This is a genomic window from Bacillus sp. FSL W8-0770, from assembly GCF_038008705.1.
GTDB lineage: Bacteria > Bacillota > Bacilli > Bacillales > Bacillaceae_G > Bacillus_A > Bacillus_A cereus.
Genome location: NZ_JBBOZR010000001.1, coordinates 1,545,265 through 1,567,572, shown reverse-complemented (window position 1 = coordinate 1,567,572; position 22,308 = coordinate 1,545,265). Strand labels below are relative to the sequence as shown.

Below are 22,308 nucleotides of genomic sequence, written 5' to 3'. Positions count from 1 at the left end.
CTCCTTTACAATAGTTCGTTCATAAAGATTTGCGAATTATTGTTTCGCTCTAAGTTATATTCAGAAACAGAATCCACAATACTTTCTGTAGTTTTTAATAGTACGTTTAAGTAATATTGATTTTTCAAAAGAAGCATTTTTACATTCTCTTCTAATTCAGTTACGTTTTTTTGTAATTCTTCCATTTTTTCAATTTCTTCTTGAGAAAAATACGAAAATAACGCACTTACACGAAACGCTTCAACTCCTTGTTCTTTACAGAACTGAACAACCATTTCTTCTAATGAGCTTGATAACCCTTTTAAACCATCAATGTACTGCAATTGCTCTACTTGCAATTTTTGAACTGCATTTACATTTTTATTTTTTAAATTCTCATATATTTGCTCTCCAAGCGCTTGAATATTTTCATACGCTTTTTGAATAATAACGAGTTTTTCATATAATTGTATGTACATATAGCTTCCTTCCTTTTACAAGACTAAATTCACAATTAAACCATGGATTTCTCCAATTTGATTTAACATTTCTAAATGTCCTGTTTTCGTATTAATTAAATTCATAACATCTTCTAATTCATTCAATCCCATTTCTGCCTGTTTCACAATCGTCATTTTCTGTGAATATCCGTAACGCGGGTGACGAGACATGACATCTTTATACTGCAATACATTATCCACGTAAAAATTCAAAAATGATTTTACTGTATTTTTGTATTCCATTACATTATCAAGCGTTAATTCCATTTCAATTTTCTCTTTAATTTCTCCAATATTATCGACAAAAGCTTCCATTTGTTCTAGTAATTTATCTTTTTTCGGATCTGCATGCAAATTATCCGAAAATGCAAGTCCTGTTCTGACATTTGCTTCTTTCGGCATTTGAGTAGCAGGCGGTATATGCGATAAAATTGGATTATGCGAGATAGAACGTAGCATATATATCACCTATTTATTTTTTTATTTCTTCCTAAACTTAATCGTAAAATCCAGTTATTTATAATTATACTCTGAACAGTAATATTTTGCAGTTATTTTTTATAAAAGATATGTTACAATTTAGCATGAGGTGGCACAATTCTATGAATATTTTCCTTTGTGGTTCAAATCAATTAACAGCATTAGATCAAGAAGAAATTAAAAAATTTTTAACTGACTATGCTCACAAACATAAAATTTACATATTATGTTATAAATCTATTGAAAATGAGGTTCTTCGTTTTTTCGTTGAGAATGAAAGACTCGCTCAAAATTTATGCCTTTACACGCTGCAACCATTACAAGCAATAACAGATGAATTTCAAGAAGTCGTTGATTACTTAAAAAAACACGGAGCCGAATATGTTGCTTTTGATCATCCTTCTGACTCCATTTACCGATCAGATTATATGTTTTTTGTTAAACAAATTATTGAAGACACTGATTTAGTTCTCTGTTTTTATAACGGGGACAAACATACATCTGTCATCCCTGTCGATGTTGCAAAAGAAGCAGGTATTGATGCTGTCATTTATGATTTACCAGGATTACATGAAAAGCAAATGAAAAAAAGCTTTGAACAAAAAATTCGTATGATGTAAAGGGGGAGGCACAATACCATTATTGTGCCCATTGTAAATATGATAATTGAACAAGATTATGATCATTTTATCGCGAGTTTTAAACAACAATTCAATATGGACATCGCTTCATATAAACAAGATAGAATGCGCCGTAGAATCGATGCTTTCATTTCGAGAAAAGGCTTCGAAAACTACACTAATTTTTTAAACAAATTACGCGCTGATCAAAATTTATTTTTAAATTTTATTGACTATATTACAATTAACGTTTCAGAGTTTTTTAGAAATAAAGAACGATGGCAAACTTTAGAGTCGAAAGCACTACCAAAATTACTCGAACAAAATAGCGGAAAATTAAAGGTATGGAGTGCCGCTTGCGCTGCTGGTGAAGAACCATATACACTCTCTTTAATTTTATCAAAGCATCTAGCTCCATTTCGTTTTGAAATTCAAGCAACAGATCTTGATTTCCATATTTTAGAAACCGCAAAACGCGCTCAATATACAGAACGTTCGTTAAAGGAATTACCTACTGATTTGAAAGAACGTCATTTCACAAAAGAGAATGATCTATATTCATTGCATCAAAACATTAAACAAAACGTCTCGTTTAAACAACACGACCTTTTAATGCAGTCATTCGATACAAATTATGATTTGATTATTTGTCGTAATGTAATGATATATTTCACAGAAGAAGCAAGAGTAAAACTTTACGAAAAATTTAGTCGTTCTTTACGAAAAGGCGGTGTACTATTTGTTGGTAGTACGGAACAAATTTTAACACCTGAACGTTACAATCTTCAGCGATTTGATACATTCTTCTACGAAAAAATATAAAAGAGGTCGTCACAATGGAGTGACGACCTTTTTACATAACTCGAATTAAAATAATACCGACAATCCATATGAAGAGAAAAACAAACGTCATAGACCATTTATGTTCTTGCATCGTTTGTTTCAATGCCTGTGATAATTGTGTCATGTTCATTTCCGCAAGCGCTCTCCATACACTTACATCCCGATCTTTAGCAATGCGGTCTGTAACGCTAATTAAAATCGTTTCGTTAGACAATTTCGTTATATAAGCAGTAATAACCGTTACCATCAAATTTATATTTCCTTCTGAAGAATCACTTTCCACTCTAGAGATAAGTGCACTTACATCTAGTAAAGGAATATGTACTTTTCTACCAAATGATAGTTGTACTTCAGCGAAATCATATGTTCCATCTAACAAAGGAAGTTCTTTTATATGCGCCTGCTTAATAAGTCCTTGCAGACTTCTAATTACTTGTTCAAACACTTTTTCTGATTGCTTTCCTTCTTCAGATAACGTATGTAACTTTTTAAAAAGTTGTAACACTGTATCCATCTCTTTAGAAAGCATTTCCTTCATAATCCTTCCATCACTTAAACTTGCAAGTAAAATACCTATCTCATTATTTTTCGAAATAATTTTAGACTGTCCAGTAAACACTAAATTGCTACGCTTTCGTTCTTTCTGGATTTCATGTTCCGAAATAGCTGCAGGCTGTTTTAATGGTTGTAGCGTCTTATCTTCAATTGTCGTACGTTTAATCTCCATTTAAGCGCCTCCACTACTATGAAATAATTAGCCCCATTCTTTATTACTCTTTAAAACTAAAAACAGTACGAACAAACCTGACATGATAGTAAATACATCCGAAGCTTGTACTCCCTGTTCACCTTTTTCTTCTTCCTTGTCTTTCGTTTCTTCTTTTTGTTCTTTCTTTTTAGAGACAACTTGTTTGTTATTTTTCTCTTTTTGGTCCTTCGCCTTATGTACTTCCTTGTTGTCTTCGAACGGCTCTTTTATAACGTAAGTAAATTCCTCTTTCTCTTTCAACGGTTCTTTTATAAACTTATTTACTTTCTCATCTTGCTTCGGAATTTGAACAACTGGCAATTTTTCTTCTGGAAGCGGGTTTTTGATTTTCAAATCTTCTTGCTTCTCATTTTCTTTCTTATCTTCTAATTCATTTTCTAGTTTATTATCTAATTTCTCTTCTTTCTCTTTCTCTTCTATCTTTTTATCATCTTCGTTTTTTGGCGCCAAAACAGAAATGGTATATTCACTTTCTTCAACAAGTTTATTACCTGCTGCATCTATTATCTCTACAAGTAATTCGTATGGCCCAGCCGGCAATGCTTCTGTTATTTCAAATACTTTTTGCCAATCCATATCATGCTTGTTGTAGTCTAATAAAAACGAAAGCTCTTTATTTTCTTTCCCTTTTAATGTAACGCGCACTTCTTTTACAACCGATTCTATATCTGACGCTTTTACTCGTATATGTATAGAATCTCCCTGTTTTCGTTCAACTAAGTTCTCTTTTACTTCATCAATAGTAACTTTCTGTAACTTTGGCAATTCTTTATCTATAGTTGGCGTTTCATTTTTAATACGAATGAGCGGGACTTTCACTTCATTTTTTACGATCTCTTCTTTCTCATTCTCTTTGTAACTTTGAACGAGCTGAAGATTCCAATCACCTTGCAAATCAAAATCCCCTGCTTTATAGTTCGCAACCCAGCTCTTCGTTTCTTCATCATACTCAAAAGATAGTATTCTTTCTTGCGCATATTGCTCGCCATTTTTTTGTAACTGCAATATACCTTTCATGCTTTGAATGTTTTTCCCATTTGGTTCTACAGCAATTCGCATTTCTTCGCCAACTTTAAGCTCCGGCTTATTTACTGTAATAATTCCCTGTTCTGTTTCTATCTTTCTTTCATTCAATTGTTTATTTACTACTACTTCTTGTTCTGCTTCTTTTTGTTTCTCTTCATCTTGTTTCGTTTCCACTTGCTCTGAAGATTCTTGAGATTCCTTATTTTCTTCTTGTACATTCACTTCATTTATTTTTTGATCTGGCTCAATTTGTTCCTCAGCCTGACTTTGCAAGGGGAAGAACAAGCACACATGTATGCATAGCCAACTCATTAGAAAAAACTTTACGTTTTTCATCTACTAGTTCAAACTCCTATTTCAATGCCTTATAGTGATTTCGTCACTTTTACTCCAAAAAATCCATTTACATTTACAAGTTCACCATACGCTACTAATACATCATTTACATAAATACGAATCGGTTCATCAATATCCTCATCTAGTACAACTGCTTCATTTTCTTGTAAACTTAATATATCTTGAATCGTTTTCACTGTACTTCCAAATACAAATTTCACGTTCATTTCTACATTTTGTAGAATGGACGTGTCCATATATACTGGTTCCATTTGTTTTACTTCTTTAAATTCAATAGGTTGCACAACTGGTTCTACAATTTTTTCTTCTTCAATTTCTTCTGTGGCAATCTCTTCTTCTTCCACCATCGGATACAGAAGTCGCCTTACCATTTCTTTCGCTTCGGAAATTGGCAAAATTTGATACATCTTCGATTGAAGCAAATCGCCAATTTCAAGATTGAACGTAATTTGAACGAGTTCGTCCACTTCCATTGACTCTCCCAAATATTCCATTTCTTCTTTTAACGTTACAAATTTAACATTTGGCGGCGTCATGTCCATTTTTTCTTGAAACATTTCTGACATCGCCGTAGCAGCATGACCCATCATTTGGTTCATAATTTCTTTAATACCGCTCAGTTCTAATTCAGTAAGCTCTTTTTCTGGGTCAACTTCCCCTGTTCCCATCATCATTAAATCTACCATTGTTAAGGCGACATCTTTCGTAAATACGAATACATTCTCATTCTTTAGCCCTTCAACAAAGTCGACATTTAAAATAACAAATGGTACTGGTACTCCATCATAATGACGAACATTGATTGCTTCCACATTTGGTGTACTAATTGTAACTGGCTGATTTAAAAGCGTTGATAATACTGTTGAAGCGGAACCAATTGAAATATTTGCAATTTCACCAAGCACATCTTTCTCTTCTTGTGTTAAATGCTCTTTTTCAACTTCTTCTACAATCTCAGTTTCCACTACTTCTGCTGGTTCGTCTGTTTCTTCTACTCCACCAGATAATTGCATTAATTTATTTACCATTTGTTTCGCATGCTCAACTGAAACAATTTGTACAAGTTTAGAGTTTACAAGATTATCTATCTTTAAATCAAACGATACTTTAACAATCGTATGATTCCCATCGATTTCAGAGATTTTCTCCATTTCTTCTGATAACTTTACAACTTTAATCGTCGGCGGAGACATATCTACTGTATCTTGGAAGAATTCCGACATAGATGTAGCTGCGAATCCCATCATTTGATTCATCGCTTCTTGTACAGCACTTAGCTCTAATTCACCAAGTTCTTTTCCGTCCTCCACTTCACCTGTTCCCATCATCATTAAATCTGCAATGGACAATGCAACATCTTGCTTAAGAACAAGAAGGTTTTCCATATCTAATCCTTTTGTAAAATGAATGTTTAATACAACATGCGGAACTTCGACATCTCTTGAATCATATAAATCTACCAACTCTATACGAGGAGCAGTAATGCTTACTTGCCTATTTAAAATTGTTGATAATACAGTCGAAGCTGAACCAAATGATATATTTGCAATTTCGCCAAGAATATCGCATTCTTGGGGCGTTAAATGCTCATTTTCTTTTTCTAGCACAATCGTGCTCGTATCCCCTTTTGTGTGTTGCTCAGGCATTTTCCCTGCCTCCTCATTTCTGTTTTTCTATCAAATAATATAAACTCTTATTTTATTTTAGCAAACTCATTAGTATAAAACGTTACTATGTATCCCATTATTAGATTCGTAACGATTAGCCAAAAAGCTCCCCAATTGTATACAAGTGGGGAGCTTTCCTTCATTCCTATTATAAACCTTCTGGGTTTAAAATGAGGACCACTCGTCCATCACCGAGAATCGTCGCACCAGAGAAATAGTTAGAACTCTCTGCAAAGAAGTCACCTAATGACTTTAAGACTATTTCTCTTTGACCGATAATTGTGTTTACAATAAGTCCATAGCTGCGATGTGTGTTACGAACAATTAACACAGGAACCATTTGACCATCATATGACGCAAACGCCTCATCTACTGTTTTTTCACCAAATACAGTACTTAAATGTTTCACTTCAATAATTTGATTACGATAATTTAATACATCTTTTCCTTGTAAGGATTGGATGTCTTCTCTCTTAATTCGAATTGCTTCAACGATATTTCCAAGAGGTAAAGCATAACGCTTATCATTCGTTTGAACAAGCATAGATTGAATAATAGATAACGTTAATGGAAGTTCAATTCTAAATGTACTTCCCTTTCCTTCCTCAGAATCAATAATTAAATGTCCACCTAAACTATGAATCGTATGTTTTACAACATCTAATCCGACACCGCGTCCAGAAAGATCTGATACAACTTCAGCTGTACTAAATCCCGGTTGGAAAATAAGATCAAACACTTCACGATCTGTTAATCTGTTCGCATCCGCTTCAGTTACAACGCCATTTTTAATCGCTTTTTCTAATACTTTCCCTTTATTAATACCGTTTCCATCATCCGTAATTTGAATAACGACATGATTTCCACTATGAAAGGCTTCTAATTTAATCGTACCTGTCTCATTTTTACCTGCATCACGTCGTTTTTCAACAGTTTCAACACCGTGATCGATTGCATTTCGAATTAAATGAACGAGCGGATCGCCGATTTCATCAATAACAATTTTATCTACTTCAGTATCTTCACCTGTAATTTGTAAATCAATTTTTTTCCCTAAATCTTTCGCTAACATACGTACCATACGCGGGAAACGATTGAACACAGTTTCAATCGGCACCATACGCATATTTAATAGTACATTTTGAATATCTTTTGAAATATCGCCTAATCGATTTAAATGTTCAATTAGCTCCTTGTTTTGAATCGTTTGAGCCAATTCATCAATGCGCCCACGTTCAATTACACTTTCTTCAAACATATTCATTAATCTTTCGATTTTCTCTAATTGAACACGAATTGAACGATTCTCCACTTTAGCATTTTTCGTTTTTGTAGTACTTTTAGCTGGCATAGTACTTGAAGGTTGATTCGTTGCCTCTATCGGTGAGTTTACTTGCGTAACCACAGCAGGTTGTAGCTTTTCTTCTACTTGCACAACTTCTTGTGTCACGACTTTTTTAGAAGCTACTTCCTTCGATATAGGTTCTCCTTGCTTTACTTCCACTTTCTCAATTTCAGAAACATGAAGTACTACTTGTTTCAATTCTTCTATACTACAATCAGTATCCATAAATACTGTAAATTCAAATCCGAAAGCATCTGCTTCAATTTCTTCAATACTCGGAGCTGTTTTTTGTATATTCCCTACATTTTGCAATGCTTCAATACACATAATAGCACGTACCGCTTTTAAAATTGCTTGCTGTTCAACTGTTATATGCACTTCATGCGAAACTCCATCATCGGTGTCTATATGATTTTGCTCTATATGTTCCGTAGGAGTTTCTACATTGCCGTTCAATAATGCTTCTAATTTCTGTTTAGTTGAGGCTACATCAATATTGCCCATTCCACCTTGTTGCACATCTGCAACCATCTTCTCCAAATTATCAATGCACTCAAAAATCACATCAATAATATCCGCATTTACAACTATATTTCCATGACGAATTTCATCTAACACATTTTCCATCTTATGCGTTAAATCAGCCATTTCCGTAAATTCCATGCTCGCAGACATACCTTTGAATGTATGAGCGGATCGGAATATTTCTCCTACAACATCCATATCAGCAGGATTTTGTTCTAACACTAGCACATTTTCATTTAGCGACTGTAAATGTTCTTCTGACTCTTCGAAAAATATATTTAATAGATCTGTTTGCATTTTTATCCCCTACCTGTCTAACAAACATTTCATTTATGTATAACAATTTAGTGTTTTACAATGAGAAAAAAGGGGGCCACACGTCGATCCGCTATCACTGTTTTGATTCCTTGTGGCACCCCTTCTATATTAACTATTTGCTACTTTTGTTAAAGCTTCAATTACACGATCCGCTTGGAATGGCTTTACAATAAAGTCTTTTGCCCCGCCCTTAATTGCATCTAATACCATACCTTGTTGTCCCATTGCAGAACAAATAACAACCTTTGCACTTGAATCAATTTTAATAATTTCTTTTAATGCTTCAAGCCCGTCCATTTCTGGCATAGTAATATCTAATGTTACAATATCAGGTTGAAGTTCTTTATACTTTTGAATTGCTTCTACCCCATTCTCTGCTTCGCCAATAACTTCAAATTCAGCATTACTTTTTAATAAGTTTTTAATCATCGTTCGCATAAACATCGCATCGTCTACTACTAAAATTTTATGTGCCATTCTTTTTAATTCTCTCCTTCTATGTATAAATATATCTTAATATTTCACCTTATCATTCTCACTCATTATACAAAATAAAATGATAAAATTTAATATTTTTTTAAAAGAATTTTCGTGTTTTTATTATTTTATTATTAAAATAATAATATACTACTCTTTTATATAAATAACAACGCGACGGTTTTTTTCCCAGTTTTGCGGTGAATCATTTGGTACAATTGGCTTTGTGTCTGCATATCCTACCGCAGCTAGCCTTTTATCGTCCACATTATACACTTCAATTAAATGGTGAATCATATTTGCCGCTCGTGCTGAAGATAGCTCCCAATTAGAAGGGAATTTCTCGTTATGAATAGGTCTACTATCTGTATGTCCCTCTACAACAATTGGGTTAGGTACGGATTGAAAAAATCCAACTAATTGACTTATTATCCCTTTCGCTTCGGGCTTAACGTTCGCATCGCCTGTATCAAATATTAAATTATCTACTATAACGACGCTTACCCCTGTATCCTCTCGATATACATTCACTTGACTAATACCGTTATTATCTACATACGCTTTTAACTTCTTATATAATTCATCCATTCTCTTTTTTGAAATCATTTTTTCATCATTTTTTTCATGTGAAATATCCGGTATTGTATTTTCCATTACTTTTGCATCTACTTGCCCCGTATCACTAAACTTTTCAAGCATCTTTGACAATTTTACTGCATCTTGCTTTGATGTAGCAACTAGTAATACAAAGAAAGTTAATAATAACATCGTTAAATCTGTAAAAGTCGTCATCCAACGAGGCGATCCCTTTTGCGGTCCTTTACTCATCATACCACTCCTTGAAATATTAGGCTGCTCCTTTTACCTTTTTTACCTTTGTTTCGTATACGTATGTATCCAGTTTCAACTTTAATTTAGAAGGGATTTGTCCACGATACAATTCTGAAATTGCTTCTATTACAAACTTCTTCTCTGTATATAAATCTTCAATACCACGATATACTTTTTCCGCAAGAGGGATTGCAATCATATTCGCAAGTACAGACCCATATAATGTCGTTAACATCGCAACTGCCATTCCTGTACCAATTTGCGATGTATCTTGTAAGTTTTGGAGCATAATGATAAGACCGATTAACGTACCAATCATTCCCCAAGCTGGAGCAAAATCACCAATTTTATCTAATAATGCTGCTCCTTTTCTTAACTCATACACTTCCGTTTCAATATCTTTCAATAACACTTCTTTTAATTCATCTTCATCGTAACCGCTTAACATTAATCGAATTCCTTTTTGAATAAAAGGATTGTCTACTTGCTCTCCATCTACCTCTAAAGAAAGCAAGCCGTGCTTTTTAGACTTTTTCGAAAAATCGACAAACAAATCCGTTAACTGTTCTAAATCTTCTTCTCTTCTATGTAAAACAGTAAAAATGCTTTTCGTATATTTTTTTATTTCTCCAAATCGATATGCCACAACAATTGTCGCTGTTGTTCCCCCTATGACAATTAAAATAGATGAAACATCTAAAAAGTTTTTGAAAGCTTTTATTCCACCGCCGCCAAGCATAATTGCCGCTATCACTATAATGAAACCTACTATAATGCCCACTGGGCTAGAAATATCAAACTTCCTTTTTCTTCTTTGTGGTCTAGCTAATACTTGATTTTTCTCTCCCATATTTCTGCCCTTTCCTTTCCATTTTTATATAACATTTTTTTATTTTAATAATACGTTTTCACATATAACATGTATTATACGCTTATCATCTGTTTATCGCAATATACTCATGAAATTGACACATTTCATTTCTATATTAGAATTATGGTATGAATAAATGAGGAGGATCACGATGGAACACAACATTTTACAAGTCATTGCATTAGCAGAAAAACTAAAATATGAAATGCGACATAGCTGGCTTTCCAACGGACGTCAAGAAAGTGTTGCCGAACATACATGGCGGATGTCTCTAATGGCCATTTTAGTTGAACCTTATTTGGATCAAAAAGTAAGTATTGAGAAATTACTTAAAATGGTTATTATTCACGACCTAGTCGAAGCCGAAGCTGGTGATATTCCTGCTTTTGATACAATGAATAGTCACGAATTACAGCTACAAAAACAAAAAAATGAACTGGAGGCTATTTTAAATATTAAACAAACGTTAACAGGTTCTCTCGGCGAGGAATTATATGACTTATGGATGGAGTTTGAAGCGAAAGAAACGTACGAAGCAAAAGTTGCTAATGCACTCGATAAACTTGAGGTGAAAATCCAGCATAACGAAGCTGATATTGATACGTGGCTACCAATTGAACATAAAATGACATTCCAAGTAGCAAAGCATACAAACTTTGATTCTTTCCTATCTAAATTACAAAAAATTATTGAACAAGATGGAGAAAAGAAGTTAATTGCTGCCGGCATTGATGTTGAGGCATGCAAGCAATAATGAAATAAGACACTCAACAAGAGTGTCTTATTTCATTATTGTTGATATAGCCTGCTTATAAATAAGCTGTTGTTTTCCATCCACTAAGATTAAAACTGTAAATTTATCCACTCCAACAACTTCTCCTACTATTCTAACGCCACTCTTTAAGAAAATTGTAACTGTACCTTTTTCTTCTTTTATTTGTTTATACAATTCTTCCTGTAAATGTTCCAATTACTGTCCTCTCCTTTCTGTGAAACATCTTAATATAAAAAACTATAAATTTTTTATTTATGCACTTTGTCTTTTATGTTCATAAACTTATTAATAAGTATATCTAAATCACGACTAAATAACAAAACTTTATCATGATCCAATCCGTGTCTCGCAACAAGTTGAATTAACTCTTTCTTTTTGTTTTCTATTTTATTTTTTAATTGTCCCATCTCCATCTCTATACTAAAACTCCCTTTTCCCATAATATTACTTGTAAAATTATAGTACATATTCTCTCATAAAAAAATAAGAAAATGGTTTTTTTTACAATTTTTTATTTTTTATGCCTAAATTATGAATTACGTAAAGGTTTATTTACAAATCACTAACATGCAATCCTAATGAATCTACAGGCATTTGTCTAATTATAAATGAGACTGGCTCGTTTTCTATACAAAAAACATACTGTATATAGTAGTCCATGAACCATATAGATTAACTTACTAAAAAGGAGGAAAACATATGAGTTATGGTGGAAGTTGCGCTGGTTTCGGCGGTGGATTTGCTTTGCTTATCGTACTATTCATCCTTCTAATCATCATCGGATGTAGCTGTTGGGGTGGCGGCGGATACGGATATTAATATATCCTATCCTTGAAAAATGAACTAAAAACTATAGAAAAACAGCTCAAATATGAGCTGTTTTTTTCATACTTTCGTATGAATTTATATCCCTCTTATTTGCGATTTCAACTAGCAACATATTGTTTACTATGGAATAAGAAACATTTTTACTAAGGGGGATTACAATGATTAGAGGTCTTTACGAAGCACATTTACCTGTCCGCAACTTAAAAGTATCAATACCTTTTTATGAATCACTAGGGCTAAAATTATATAAAAGAGGAGATAATATTGCTTTCTTTTGGATTAAAGAAAATGAGAGTTGGCTCGGCCTTTGGGAAGGCACAGAATACAAAGTGAATTATCACCCCTCTTTACGACATATCGCCTTTCAAGTAAGTTTACATGATTTAGAAAATGCGATTCATTGGCTAAATCAAAAAGGAATTTCAGCACGAAAAGACTTTGGAATGGAACCAATTGAACCGATTGTTTTTCCGGAATTAGCACATGCAGCCGTATACTTTAACGACCCTGATGGAAATAGTTTAGAATTGATTGCACAATTACCTGTTGGACTTCCCACAGCGGAAAAAGTGTATTTAAGTGAGTGGAAAGAACAAATTCAAACATCGTCATTACATAAGGATTAATCTATTTATGTCAGTTTCTTATTCCACACTTCTTAAAACAAATAAAAACTTCAATAAACTATTTTATGGGCAAACATTAAGTGTACTTGGGGATTGGTTCCATACGGTAGCTTTATTAACATTTGTCTACAACATAACGGAATCGCCGTTTATGATCGCACTTACTTTTATAAGTAAAAGTTTACCACAGCTTCTTCTTAGTCCATTCATAGGCGGAATTGTAGATCGTTTCTCTAAAAAGAATATTATGATTTTTACCGATATTACACGGGGAATTCTAGTCCTTACATACTTACTCGCAGGCTATAAAATTGAGATTATTTTCATTGCTAATATATGTTTATCTGTACTTTCTTGTTTATTTGAACCGGCTAAACAAGCAACTCTAAAAAATATCGTACACCAAAATCATTTCGTAACTGCTAACTCTCTTTCTAGTACAATTAATGGTTTTATGTCTATTATGGGGGCTTCTTTGGGCGGAGTAATTGCACAATCTTTACATATTGAGTTCGCTTTTTTAGTAAATAGCCTATCATACTTTATTTCAGCCTATTTTATTTATAACATGAGTATTCCTGCTCATGATACTTGTAACAAGAACAAAGCATTTTTCACTGATATAAAAGGTGGTTATACATACATATTACAAACAAAAATCATTTTAACATTAATTCTTGTCGGCATTTCATGGGGGATTATTGGAGGTGCTTATCAACTACTTCTAACGATCTATGCCGAAAAAATTTTCCATACGAACATTGGGATTTTATATACGGTTCAAGGGGCTGGGCTTATGATAGGAAGCCTTCTCGTTAATCTTTATATATCCCATAATAAAGAAAAAATGAAAAAAGTATTCGGTTGGGCCTACTTATTACAAGGAATTTTCTTTCTCGGATTCATTCTATCCGATCAACTTATTATCGGTATCATTACTTTATTCTGTATGCGCATAGCAGGAGGAATCATCGTTCCACTTGATACGACATTACTTCAAACTTACACACACGAAAATATGATAGGTAAAGTTTTTTCATTCCATTATTCCATTTACGGATCTCTTATTCAGTTATCGATGTTTTTTACAGGAGGGCTGTTAGAAATTCTTTCTCCTCAAATGATTGGCTGTTTATTAGCTACATGCTGTATTTTTGTAAGTTTTATATGGCTGTTCTTGTTTTATCGCGGGGATCTCAGTGAATAATTTAATGATAATCAATACATTTTGATCCCATTCATTATTTGTTTCCCCATAATAAAATTGTTTAAAAACACAAGTCAGATTTTTTAGTTAAAGAGCCTTATATGGCAACACTATTTGAGAAAAAACTAGATATTTATGTTAAAATACAAATAAGTTTGTGAAACATTGCACTTAAATAATAGACTTTAACTAGTTAAACTTGATTAAATAGGAGGGCTGTTTTGGGTATCACATTCTTTTTCATATGTATTATATTAGTGGCTTCTATTCTGCAAGCAAGTACAGGTTTTGGCTTTTCCATAATGGCAACCCCTTTCTTACTTATGTTATTTCTACCACAAGAAGCTATACAAATAAACATTATTTTATCTTTAATTATCTCCATTTCACTCATTTGGAAAATAAGAATGGACGTTGATTTTGTTCTACTGAAAAGGTTTATTTTTGGAAGTATAGCTGGTGTTCCTTTTGGCATTTTAATTTTCATTTCCGTTAACATAAACACTTTTAAATTAGCAGTTAGCATCCTACTCTTACTATTAACATTGTTGCTAATATGCAACGTTAAGGTTAGATCAACACAATCTAGAGATTTCATAGTTGGCGGATTATCTGGTCTTTTAACGACAAGTATCGGTATGCCAGGTCCACCCCTGTTACTTTATTTTACAGGAACTAATACTGAAAAAGAGAAGTTAAGAGCAACTACATTAGCTTTTTATCTGTTTATATATTTCATTAGTCTAGTAACTCAAATACTCTTTACTGGCACAAACAAAACCATTTGGGAATCAAGTTTTTATGCCATTCCAATTGTATTTTTAGGTTTGTTTATAGGTCAAATTATTTTTAAATGGCTTAATCAACGGATTTTTAAAATATTTACGTACATTCTTTTAAGTTGTACAGGGGGTTATCTTCTTATTGAAAGTTTGAACTTGTTATAGAGGATGCTTTAGATCGTGCAATAACAGATATGTTCAAACGAAATTATTACTGTATTTTCCGGCGGGGTATTCCATATCAAAACTTAAATAACTTTATTGACAGTTTACAATTAGCAATAATCTTTCTTTCATAAGGAAAATATTTCAAATCAAATACTAAATAAAACGATAAAAAGCGGCTATTATGCCGCTTTTACTTACTATTGGCATTTCATTCTCATTTTCTATCACTTTTGTAAAAAATTATTAATTTTTATTTCTATGTACATGATAACAAACAAAATACCTAAGTTCAGAAAGAATAAACAACTTTCTGGCCTTAGGTATTTCTCCTTCTCAAAAAAGGCAAACCCGCATCACAGGTTTGCCATTTCACTCATTTTTTATTTAGTCCTTTTTCACTTAAAAACTCTTTCATATGCATTCTTTTTTCTTTAGACATAAACGAACTCATTGATTCCGTCCATGTTACGTTTTTCTTGTTTGATGATCTTTCTTTATAATACGCGTTCATCGTTTCATCATATTCGTTTAGTAATTCATCATATTTTTGTTCATCATATCCATTTTCATGAAGAACTGCTACTACTGGTAAACGTGGTTTAACTCCATGTTCTTCATCTGGTACACCGACTGTCATTCCGAATACAGGATATACTTTATCCGGTAAATGAAGCAGTTCACTCACTTCTCTCGGATTATTACGAATACCACCAATATAACAAATACCGTATCCTAACGATTCTGCTGCTAGTGCTAAGTTTTGCGCAAAAAGTGAAGCATCTACCGTCGCAACGATAAAGTCTTCTACTCCCTCATGCTTTATCTCTGTACTATGTTTTTCACATGCAATTTCAAGTCGTTTTAAATCTGCACAACAAACAAAAAATGCTGCACAGTCCTTCACATGGCGATTTCCGGATAGCTCTGCTAGTTTAGCCTTTAATTCCTGATCTGTTACATATATAACAGAATACGCCTGTACAAAATGTGATGAGGCTGCATGTTGCGCAGCATGCACCATCTTTTCTACTACATCTTTCGGAATTGATTCTTCTTTATATTTACGAACTGAAACATGTTGCTCCATCTTATGTATGATCTCATTCATGAAAATCACTCCTTTTTTCTCTTCATAATGAAAAATTAACATATCTTTTTCAATTTTCACAACTTATAAGCACAAAAAGAGCAATTCTTTTTGAATTGCCCTTTTTTAAAACGTTTATCGATACGGTAAATGAAATTATAATTATCTTATTACGCCGTTTTCAAAACTTTAATACCTTTTACGATATTCCAAATGAAGTAGTAAATTCCTACAAGAATGAACACTGCATATGTGATAGCCATTCCAATTCCAGCACCGTCAGATTGATTGAAACCTAAACCGTACATGCCTGATACTGCTAGTCCTCCAAATAAGATTGCGTATGGGAAAACATGTGACCAAAATGCTTTTTTCGCGTGATACTTCACTTCATCTTCTGCAACAAAGTACACGATAATTGGTAGTAAAAATGGTGCAAAAAAGATACTAAAGTAACATAACGAAGATAAAATATTATTTCCTTTCATCCGATTCACCTCTAAATAGTTTTTGTTACCTTCATTATGTCAGGAAATCATTCTAGAAACTATCGCTTTACCTTTCACGAACGTGACATATTTGTAAGATTTTCCTCAAACTAAATCCCGCCTGAGTTTCAGACGGGATCACTTTCACTATATTCGATTCATAAACCAATACTGTGTAATTGCTAAATATTCTCGTACATTCGATGGAATGATGATTGGTTTCGGTGTTTTTGCCGGAAGACCTTCTAATTGTAAACCTTGTTTGGCCGCTATTTTTTTCGCTCTAAACATGTGAAAATCGTTTGTTACGATCATACCTTTTTTCATATCGGCTGGAATTAACGGTTTTGAGAATGTAATATTCTCATCTGTACTCGTAGATTTGTCCTCCATTATAATGCGGTCTTCTGCGATATTTTGTTTTATTAGTCCTTGTTTCATTGCTAATGCTTCTGAAATGTCTTCGCCTTTTCCTTGTCCTCCAGATACGATAGCGATTGTTTTCTCATGTGATTTTAAATATTCAGCTGCTTTATCAATACGATATTGCAATGAATAAGATGGTTTCGTCCCATTTACTTTCGATCCTAGTACAATTATGTAATCAGCATCGTATGTTGCATTCATATGCCCATGCTTATAAATGTGATATTGTAAAAACCCCGCATACACGGCGCAAATCATTATAACAACTAAAATGCCCTTCATTATTTTCTTCTTTCTCATATTCATATACTCCTATTTTCTTTTACTTCCTTCATGATAATATCCATTTATTTGTTTGTATACAGACAAATTCCAATAAACCCTAATTTATCCTCTGAAAGGTAATATTTATATTACTTTCGGGAATAGTAAGTACAACTTTACACGAAGGAGTGTCTCTATTGCTTCTCTTTTTATGTAACGTGTCGTTCTTTTTCATCTTATTTTTGCTATCGCTTAAGTTACTCGGTAAATCCGCGTTAGCGCAACTAACTCCTCATGATTTTGGGGCTATAATTTTTTTATCTTATTTAGCTTTCCAGGCCATACCCGTCTCTGGTGCTTTACAAGCATTTCTCGGTATGGTTGTTATCACATGTTTACATTTACTCCTTACAAAATTAAGCCTATTCAACAAACTAAATCGTTTTATTCTCGGACACCCTATCATTTTAATTAAACATGGTGATATTATTTTTGAGAACTTACAAAAAAGTAGATACCCCATTGCAGAACTGCTTTCTAATCTTCGCGTTGCAGGATATCCAAGTGTTCATGAAATTGAATACGCTATTTTAGAAGCGAACGGCGCTATTAGTATTTTACCAAAAAGAGAACTTGTACCATTAACTCCAAAAGATTTAAACATAGATGTTAAGTATGCTGGATTACCAATTGCACTTATCGTCGATTCACAAATTCAATATGATAACTTAAAGTTAATACATAAAGATGAAAAATGGTTATATAAAGAATTAAAAGAAAAAGGAATTACAAATATTAAAAACGTTGCCTTTGCTTCTGTTCAAGAAACGGATGGATCTTTTGCTATTAGTTTAAAGGAATAAGAAAATCCCCTTAATTGCTTAAGGGGATTTTTTATCATATCGCTTCTTTCTCTCCTGCCATATTTAATGGAACAGGATGTTTCATACGATTCATCGTAAATACGATAATCGCTGTCATTACTTCTGCAACTGGCATAACGAGCCAAATTCCATTTATACCAAATAGTTTCGGCATAATCCATAACAATGGAATAATAAATAGTAATCCTCGGCTCATTATAATAAGTACTGATTTCTTCGTTTGTCGCACTGATTGGAAGTACTCTCCATACACAATGTTATAACCTAAAAATACGTATTGGATAAAGAATAAACTAATACCTGTTAAGGTTAACTCCAATAATTCTGGAGATTGAACATCAAATAAACCAATGATATATTTCCCGAAGAATAATCCGACAATTATCGCAACGCCTCCAAGGACAACTGCAATTTTCACAGCAAACTTCAATCCTTCACGAAGTCTCTCTGATAAATTTGCCCCGTAATGGAAACTAGCAATTGGCTGTAATGCTGCTCCAACACCAAAGAATAATAGTAATGTCATTGCATGAATACTATTCACCATCGCATAGGAAGCTACTCCTACTTCTCCTGCATATTGGACAAATGCGATATTAAAACCAATCGTTACGATTGCAACCGTACTTTCTGCTGTAAAACTTGGGAAACCAATCACCATAATTTGTTTGACAGTATCCCATTCAAAATGAAATTTCGTCCACTTTAAAATACTACTTTTTCTAAAGAAATGGGTTAATAATACAAGGAAACCAATCGCTGCCGAAAGAATAGTCGCTGAGGCAGCACCTGTTACGCCCCATCCAAAGATAAAAATAAAGATATAGTCAAACACTATATTTAATACAGCCGTTACAACAAGACCAGCCATTGCTAAATTAGGATTTCCATCATTTCGTATAAATGTACTTAAAATATTTTCTAAAACGTATATCATTCCAAATGTTAATAATACGTGTAAATAGTCTAACGCATATGGTAGAATCACTTCGTTTGCACCAAATAAGTATGCTAAATCTTCTATTCTCCATAAGCAAATCGCTGCTAAAATCCCTACGATAACAACTGCTACCGTCATTGATTGAGTAAAAATAGACCTTGCTCTTTCTCGTTTATTTTCACCTAATGCAATGGAGTATAACGTTGCCCCGCCCATTCCGATCCATAATGAAATAGAGAAGAAAATCGAAAAGGCTGGAATAGCCACGTTCACTCCTGCTAAACCGTTCGCCCCAACTCCTCTACTAATCATAACCGCGTCAATTACAATATTCACTGACATTAATACCATTCCAAGAACTGCTGGTATTAAATAAGAAATAAATAAGCTTTTAATTGGTTTTTCTCTTAATTTTTCTGTTGCTTCCATACTCTAATATGCTCCTTTTTTTCAACTCTCTTTTCTTAGTTTAAACCTTCAAGTAACTTTAAGGTCAATAGAGAATTAAAAAATAGGTGACTTAATTATCGCGTTTGATGCTCATTTGTAATTATACGAGTCCTATAACTTATTGCTTTGTTTTTTCATTATAGGAATTTGAATTTCTGTTACTTGCTCCTCAGGATCTTCTGTTACAGACCAATCAATTAATGCAATCTCAATTGCATCTCCACTTATTTCGTATCCTTCTTGATCAATATATTTCATTAGCTTCTTATATGTTTCATCAGTTTCTTCATATGGCCCATGATGATATACACAGGCAAACATACCTTCTTTAATTTCATCTGAACTCTGTACTTCAAAAGGCATATAATCCAAAAGAATAAATACACTGCTATATGCTTGAAACTCATTTTGCATTAACCCTTTTTTCGCAACAGTTACACCAATATCTCCAGAAAATAAGCTATCATCCATTTGCCTCATATTTTTTTGCAACGAATGAATGTAGTACTCAAACATATCATCCGTCGTATTCGGGGCAACCGCAATAGCTGTTATTTTTCGCTGCGGGATCTCTTTTATTACCATTTGTTCAGCTTTTGCTTTTGTTGCTTCCTTAATTAAATGAATTCTATGCTCCATTTTCGCTAAAGCATACTCAATTTCTCTTTGTTTCTTCAGCATCATCTCTTGTTGTTTTTCCAGTAAATTGAGTGCGTATGCTGGATTTCTTTCATCAATATATTTCTTAATTTCCTTTAACGGAATGTTTAATTGGCGTAAAAACTTAATCGTATCTAATAGTGAAAATTGATCGATTGTGTAATAACGATAATTTGTTTGCGAGTCCACAGTAGACGGATGAAAAATTCCTTTTTCATCATAATACCTTAATGTAGATTCTGCGATATTATGCATTTTTGCCATTTCTCCAATTGTAAAACGTTTATTTAATAACATCTTTTATTTCCTTCCATTTCTATTTATTTCATTATATGTTCATTCTGTCTTCAAAACAAAAAAGAATTCCCCTACGAGAATTCTTTTTTACTATTAAACCTCTATTATTATAGGGAGGATCATCGGTTTTCTTTTCGTATTAGTATATATAAACTTCCCTAAAGCCTCTCTTACTTCTTTTTTCAAAATACCCCAGCTATTCACATTCTCTTTCTTCAAATTATTAATTGTAATAACAGCTAATTTATTTAATTCCTTCAAAAACTCTTCTGAATCACGAACATAGATAAATCCACGAGAGATAATATCAGGACCGGAAATAATTTCTCCATCGACTTTATTAAAAGTAATAACTATAACGAGCATTCCATCTTCCGAAAGTTGTTTACGATCACGTAATAAGGCATTTCCAACATCACCAATTCCTAATCCATCTACATATATATTTCCAGCCTGTATTTTTCTAGATTGAACGGCCACTTCATTACTAATATCTACAACATCTCCATTACGAACGATAAAGATATTTTCCTTTTCAATACCAATTGATTCTGCTAACAAACTATGGTGATGTAGCATTCTAAACTCTCCATGAATTGGAATAAAATATTTTGGCTTCATTAATGTAAGCATTAACTTCAACTCTTCTTGATATGCATGACCGGATACATGCACTCCAGTAGAACTACCTGATCCGTAAATCACCTTTGCTCCTAATGCAAATAAATTATCGATAATTCGAGAAACGTTACGTTCATTTCCTGGGATAGGGGTCGCGGCTATAATAACCGTATCTTCTGGTAAAATATCCACTTGTCTATAGTTTCCACTAGCTAAACGCGCTAAAGCTGCCATCGGTTCTCCTTGACTTCCTGTACAAAGTATCGCTACCTGCTTTGAATCTAAACGATTTATCTCACTCGCTTCAATTAACATGCCGTCTGGAATATGTAAATACCCTTCCTCTAGAGCAACTTCTACTACATTTACCATACTTCTCCCGAGCAAAGCCAATTTTCGATTTGTTTTTATGCAAGCTTCAACTATTTGCTGAACACGATTCACATTAGAAGCAAATGTAGAAATAATTACTTTTCTATTTGCTTTCATAAATATTTCCTCTACCCGTTCTCCTACTGACCTTTCTGATGGAGTAAAACCTGGGCGTTCTGCATTTGTGCTTTCAGATAATAAAGCTAGTACACCTTCACTTCCTATTTTAGCCATTTTATGAATATCAGGATGTTGATTATTTACTGGTGTTAAATCAAATTTAAAATCACCTGTATGTACTACAGTACCTTCTGGTGTATGAAAAACAATACCGAGACAATCCGGAATACTGTGGTTCGTTTTAAAAAAGGTTGCCTTAATAGAACCACAATCAATTTCTGATTTTGAATGAATAACGATTAATTCCGTATCATTTTGAAGATTGTGTTCCTTTAATTTAATTTCAATTAAACCTAACGTTAACTTTGTTGCATAGATTGGTACATTTAGTTGTTTTAAAAAATATGGTATTCCGCCAATATGGTCCTCATGCCCGTGCGTTACTACTAAACCGCGAATTTTTTCTTTATTTTCTTGCAAATATGTGACGTCTGGAATTATTAAATCAATCCCTAATAAACTTTCATCTGGAAATTTAGATCCACAATCAATGACGACAATATCATTTTCATATTGGATAGCATACATATTTTTTCCTATTTCATTTACTCCACCTAAAGCAACAATAGACAAGTTATTTTTTAATGAATTCAAATGATAAAACCTCCTTTTCACATTTATAATTCGTGAAATAGCATTTAGGCT

Annotated in this window: 25 protein-coding genes; 8 read left to right on the top strand and 17 right to left on the bottom strand. The window is 33.2% G+C overall.

Annotated elements, in window-relative coordinates:
• Window positions 1-5: 5 nt before the first annotated feature.
• Both NST27_RS08225 and NST27_RS08220 read right to left on the bottom strand, forming a co-directional pair.
• Window positions 6-458: a hypothetical protein gene (locus NST27_RS08225; protein ID WP_000275882.1), complete on the bottom strand. Its 453-nt coding sequence runs from the start codon at window positions 456-458 to the stop codon at window positions 6-8.
• 15 nt (window positions 459-473) lie between these two features.
• Window positions 474-938 (bottom strand): YaaR family protein, encoded by a 465-nt coding sequence (locus NST27_RS08220; RefSeq protein ID WP_000946323.1) that lies wholly within the window; start codon window positions 936-938, stop codon window positions 474-476.
• A gap of 143 nt (window positions 939-1,081) precedes the next feature.
• Between NST27_RS08220 and NST27_RS08215 the strand changes: the two genes are divergently transcribed.
• A complete protein-coding gene (locus NST27_RS08215; protein WP_001020110.1) occupies window positions 1,082-1,579 on the top strand; it encodes a flagellar motor switch protein FliG in 498 nt (165 codons plus the stop codon).
• Between the two features lie 39 nt (window positions 1,580-1,618).
• Complete coding sequence (locus NST27_RS08210; RefSeq protein ID WP_000582873.1) at window positions 1,619-2,401, top strand: CheR family methyltransferase; 783 nt, start codon at window positions 1,619-1,621, stop codon at window positions 2,399-2,401.
• A gap of 31 nt (window positions 2,402-2,432) precedes the next feature.
• Here NST27_RS08210 and NST27_RS08205 read toward each other — a convergent pair whose 3' ends face one another.
• The 7 genes from NST27_RS08205 to NST27_RS08175 form a co-directional block, all read right to left on the bottom strand.
• Window positions 2,433-3,149: a hypothetical protein gene (locus NST27_RS08205; RefSeq protein WP_000403968.1), complete on the bottom strand. Its 717-nt coding sequence runs from the start codon at window positions 3,147-3,149 to the stop codon at window positions 2,433-2,435.
• 27 nt (window positions 3,150-3,176) lie between these two features.
• The gene (locus tag NST27_RS08200; RefSeq protein ID WP_000800064.1) at window positions 3,177-4,553 is read right to left on the bottom strand and encodes a hypothetical protein; all 1,377 of its coding nucleotides are present in this window, start codon (window positions 4,551-4,553) and stop codon (window positions 3,177-3,179) included.
• A 29-nt stretch (window positions 4,554-4,582) separates the two neighbouring features.
• On the bottom strand, window positions 4,583-6,220 hold the full coding sequence (locus tag NST27_RS08195) for a flagellar motor switch protein (RefSeq protein WP_001115015.1): 1,638 nt from the start codon (window positions 6,218-6,220) through the stop codon (window positions 4,583-4,585).
• Window positions 6,221-6,389: 169 nt separating this feature from the next.
• A complete protein-coding gene (locus tag NST27_RS08190; RefSeq protein WP_001192619.1) occupies window positions 6,390-8,408 on the bottom strand; it encodes a chemotaxis protein CheA in 2,019 nt (672 codons plus the stop codon).
• Between the two features lie 129 nt (window positions 8,409-8,537).
• Window positions 8,538-8,906, bottom strand: coding sequence for a response regulator (locus NST27_RS08185; protein WP_000940568.1), 369 nt, complete (start codon window positions 8,904-8,906; stop codon window positions 8,538-8,540).
• Window positions 8,907-9,056: 150 nt separating this feature from the next.
• Window positions 9,057-9,734 carry an OmpA family protein gene (locus NST27_RS08180; protein ID WP_000033627.1) on the bottom strand — a complete coding sequence of 226 codons (678 nt, stop codon included), beginning with the start codon at window positions 9,732-9,734 and terminating at the stop codon, window positions 9,057-9,059.
• A gap of 19 nt (window positions 9,735-9,753) precedes the next feature.
• A complete protein-coding gene (locus NST27_RS08175; RefSeq protein WP_000504191.1) occupies window positions 9,754-10,587 on the bottom strand; it encodes a flagellar motor protein MotP in 834 nt (277 codons plus the stop codon).
• 172 nt (window positions 10,588-10,759) lie between these two features.
• On the opposite strand from NST27_RS08175, the gene NST27_RS08170 reads away from it, so the two are divergent.
• Entirely contained in the window at window positions 10,760-11,362 is a 603-nt protein-coding gene (locus NST27_RS08170) for an HD domain-containing protein (protein WP_000400780.1), read from the top strand.
• Window positions 11,363-11,389: 27 nt separating this feature from the next.
• Here the strand turns inward: NST27_RS08170 and hfq are convergent, their stop codons facing one another.
• Both hfq and NST27_RS08160 read right to left on the bottom strand, forming a co-directional pair.
• Window positions 11,390-11,578 carry an RNA chaperone Hfq gene (hfq, locus tag NST27_RS08165; RefSeq protein WP_000400665.1) on the bottom strand — a complete coding sequence of 63 codons (189 nt, stop codon included), beginning with the start codon at window positions 11,576-11,578 and terminating at the stop codon, window positions 11,390-11,392.
• A 53-nt stretch (window positions 11,579-11,631) separates the two neighbouring features.
• Window positions 11,632-11,850, bottom strand: a complete 219-nt coding sequence (locus NST27_RS08160; RefSeq protein WP_000291688.1) for an aspartyl-phosphate phosphatase Spo0E family protein — start codon at window positions 11,848-11,850, stop codon at window positions 11,632-11,634.
• 232 nt (window positions 11,851-12,082) lie between these two features.
• Here NST27_RS08160 and NST27_RS08155 point away from each other — a divergent pair, with 232 nt between their 5' ends.
• From NST27_RS08155 to NST27_RS08140, 4 genes are all read left to right on the top strand, one after another.
• Window positions 12,083-12,202 (top strand): YjcZ family sporulation protein, encoded by a 120-nt coding sequence (locus NST27_RS08155; protein ID WP_000120179.1) that lies wholly within the window; start codon window positions 12,083-12,085, stop codon window positions 12,200-12,202.
• A 167-nt stretch (window positions 12,203-12,369) separates the two neighbouring features.
• Entirely contained in the window at window positions 12,370-12,837 is a 468-nt protein-coding gene (locus tag NST27_RS08150; RefSeq protein WP_000617953.1) for a VOC family protein, read from the top strand.
• A gap of 7 nt (window positions 12,838-12,844) precedes the next feature.
• Window positions 12,845-14,044 (top strand): MFS transporter, encoded by a 1,200-nt coding sequence (locus NST27_RS08145; RefSeq protein ID WP_000117053.1) that lies wholly within the window; start codon window positions 12,845-12,847, stop codon window positions 14,042-14,044.
• A gap of 221 nt (window positions 14,045-14,265) precedes the next feature.
• The gene (locus NST27_RS08140; protein ID WP_047385829.1) at window positions 14,266-14,991 is read left to right on the top strand and encodes a sulfite exporter TauE/SafE family protein; all 726 of its coding nucleotides are present in this window, start codon (window positions 14,266-14,268) and stop codon (window positions 14,989-14,991) included.
• A 376-nt stretch (window positions 14,992-15,367) separates the two neighbouring features.
• On the opposite strand, the gene nfsA is transcribed toward NST27_RS08140, so the two are convergent.
• From nfsA to NST27_RS08125, 3 genes are all read right to left on the bottom strand, one after another.
• Window positions 15,368-16,102, bottom strand: coding sequence for an oxygen-insensitive NADPH nitroreductase (gene nfsA, locus NST27_RS08135; protein ID WP_001002394.1), 735 nt, complete (start codon window positions 16,100-16,102; stop codon window positions 15,368-15,370).
• A gap of 149 nt (window positions 16,103-16,251) precedes the next feature.
• A complete protein-coding gene (locus NST27_RS08130) occupies window positions 16,252-16,569 on the bottom strand; it encodes a DUF4870 domain-containing protein (protein ID WP_000678055.1) in 318 nt (105 codons plus the stop codon).
• Between the two features lie 147 nt (window positions 16,570-16,716).
• Complete coding sequence (locus tag NST27_RS08125) at window positions 16,717-17,295, bottom strand: YdcF family protein (RefSeq protein WP_001227676.1); 579 nt, start codon at window positions 17,293-17,295, stop codon at window positions 16,717-16,719.
• A 161-nt stretch (window positions 17,296-17,456) separates the two neighbouring features.
• Here NST27_RS08125 and NST27_RS08120 point away from each other — a divergent pair, with 161 nt between their 5' ends.
• A complete protein-coding gene (locus NST27_RS08120; RefSeq protein ID WP_000923922.1) occupies window positions 17,457-18,122 on the top strand; it encodes a DUF421 domain-containing protein in 666 nt (221 codons plus the stop codon).
• Between the two features lie 34 nt (window positions 18,123-18,156).
• On the opposite strand, the gene NST27_RS08115 is transcribed toward NST27_RS08120, so the two are convergent.
• The 3 genes from NST27_RS08115 to NST27_RS08105 form a co-directional block, all read right to left on the bottom strand.
• Entirely contained in the window at window positions 18,157-19,512 is a 1,356-nt protein-coding gene (locus tag NST27_RS08115; protein ID WP_000388390.1) for an MATE family efflux transporter, read from the bottom strand.
• A 132-nt stretch (window positions 19,513-19,644) separates the two neighbouring features.
• Window positions 19,645-20,490, bottom strand: a complete 846-nt coding sequence (locus NST27_RS08110; protein WP_000925956.1) for a MerR family transcriptional regulator — start codon at window positions 20,488-20,490, stop codon at window positions 19,645-19,647.
• A 93-nt stretch (window positions 20,491-20,583) separates the two neighbouring features.
• Window positions 20,584-22,257, bottom strand: coding sequence for a ribonuclease J (locus tag NST27_RS08105; RefSeq protein ID WP_001086705.1), 1,674 nt, complete (start codon window positions 22,255-22,257; stop codon window positions 20,584-20,586).
• Window positions 22,258-22,308 lie beyond the last annotated feature (51 nt).

Coding starts and splice junctions, on each gene's coding strand:
- NST27_RS08225 (WP_000275882.1), bottom strand. CDS start 458: ATGTACATACAATTATATGAAAAACTCGTTATTATTCAAAAAGCGTAT.
- NST27_RS08220 (WP_000946323.1), bottom strand. CDS start 938: ATGCTACGTTCTATCTCGCATAATCCAATTTTATCGCATATACCGCCT.
- NST27_RS08215 (WP_001020110.1), top strand. CDS start 1,082: ATGAATATTTTCCTTTGTGGTTCAAATCAATTAACAGCATTAGATCAA.
- NST27_RS08210 (WP_000582873.1), top strand. CDS start 1,619: ATGATAATTGAACAAGATTATGATCATTTTATCGCGAGTTTTAAACAA.
- NST27_RS08205 (WP_000403968.1), bottom strand. CDS start 3,149: ATGGAGATTAAACGTACGACAATTGAAGATAAGACGCTACAACCATTA.
- NST27_RS08200 (WP_000800064.1), bottom strand. CDS start 4,553: ATGAAAAACGTAAAGTTTTTTCTAATGAGTTGGCTATGCATACATGTG.
- NST27_RS08195 (WP_001115015.1), bottom strand. CDS start 6,220: ATGCCTGAGCAACACACAAAAGGGGATACGAGCACGATTGTGCTAGAA.
- NST27_RS08190 (WP_001192619.1), bottom strand. CDS start 8,408: ATGCAAACAGATCTATTAAATATATTTTTCGAAGAGTCAGAAGAACAT.
- NST27_RS08185 (WP_000940568.1), bottom strand. CDS start 8,906: ATGGCACATAAAATTTTAGTAGTAGACGATGCGATGTTTATGCGAACG.
- NST27_RS08180 (WP_000033627.1), bottom strand. CDS start 9,734: ATGAGTAAAGGACCGCAAAAGGGATCGCCTCGTTGGATGACGACTTTT.
- NST27_RS08175 (WP_000504191.1), bottom strand. CDS start 10,587: ATGGGAGAGAAAAATCAAGTATTAGCTAGACCACAAAGAAGAAAAAGG.
- NST27_RS08170 (WP_000400780.1), top strand. CDS start 10,760: ATGGAACACAACATTTTACAAGTCATTGCATTAGCAGAAAAACTAAAA.
- NST27_RS08160 (WP_000291688.1), bottom strand. CDS start 11,850: ATGTACTATAATTTTACAAGTAATATTATGGGAAAAGGGAGTTTTAGT.
- NST27_RS08155 (WP_000120179.1), top strand. CDS start 12,083: ATGAGTTATGGTGGAAGTTGCGCTGGTTTCGGCGGTGGATTTGCTTTG.
- NST27_RS08150 (WP_000617953.1), top strand. CDS start 12,370: ATGATTAGAGGTCTTTACGAAGCACATTTACCTGTCCGCAACTTAAAA.
- NST27_RS08145 (WP_000117053.1), top strand. CDS start 12,845: ATGTCAGTTTCTTATTCCACACTTCTTAAAACAAATAAAAACTTCAAT.
- nfsA (WP_001002394.1), bottom strand. CDS start 16,102: ATGAATGAGATCATACATAAGATGGAGCAACATGTTTCAGTTCGTAAA.
- NST27_RS08130 (WP_000678055.1), bottom strand. CDS start 16,569: ATGAAAGGAAATAATATTTTATCTTCGTTATGTTACTTTAGTATCTTT.
- NST27_RS08125 (WP_001227676.1), bottom strand. CDS start 17,295: ATGAGAAAGAAGAAAATAATGAAGGGCATTTTAGTTGTTATAATGATT.
- NST27_RS08115 (WP_000388390.1), bottom strand. CDS start 19,512: ATGGAAGCAACAGAAAAATTAAGAGAAAAACCAATTAAAAGCTTATTT.
- NST27_RS08110 (WP_000925956.1), bottom strand. CDS start 20,490: ATGTTATTAAATAAACGTTTTACAATTGGAGAAATGGCAAAAATGCAT.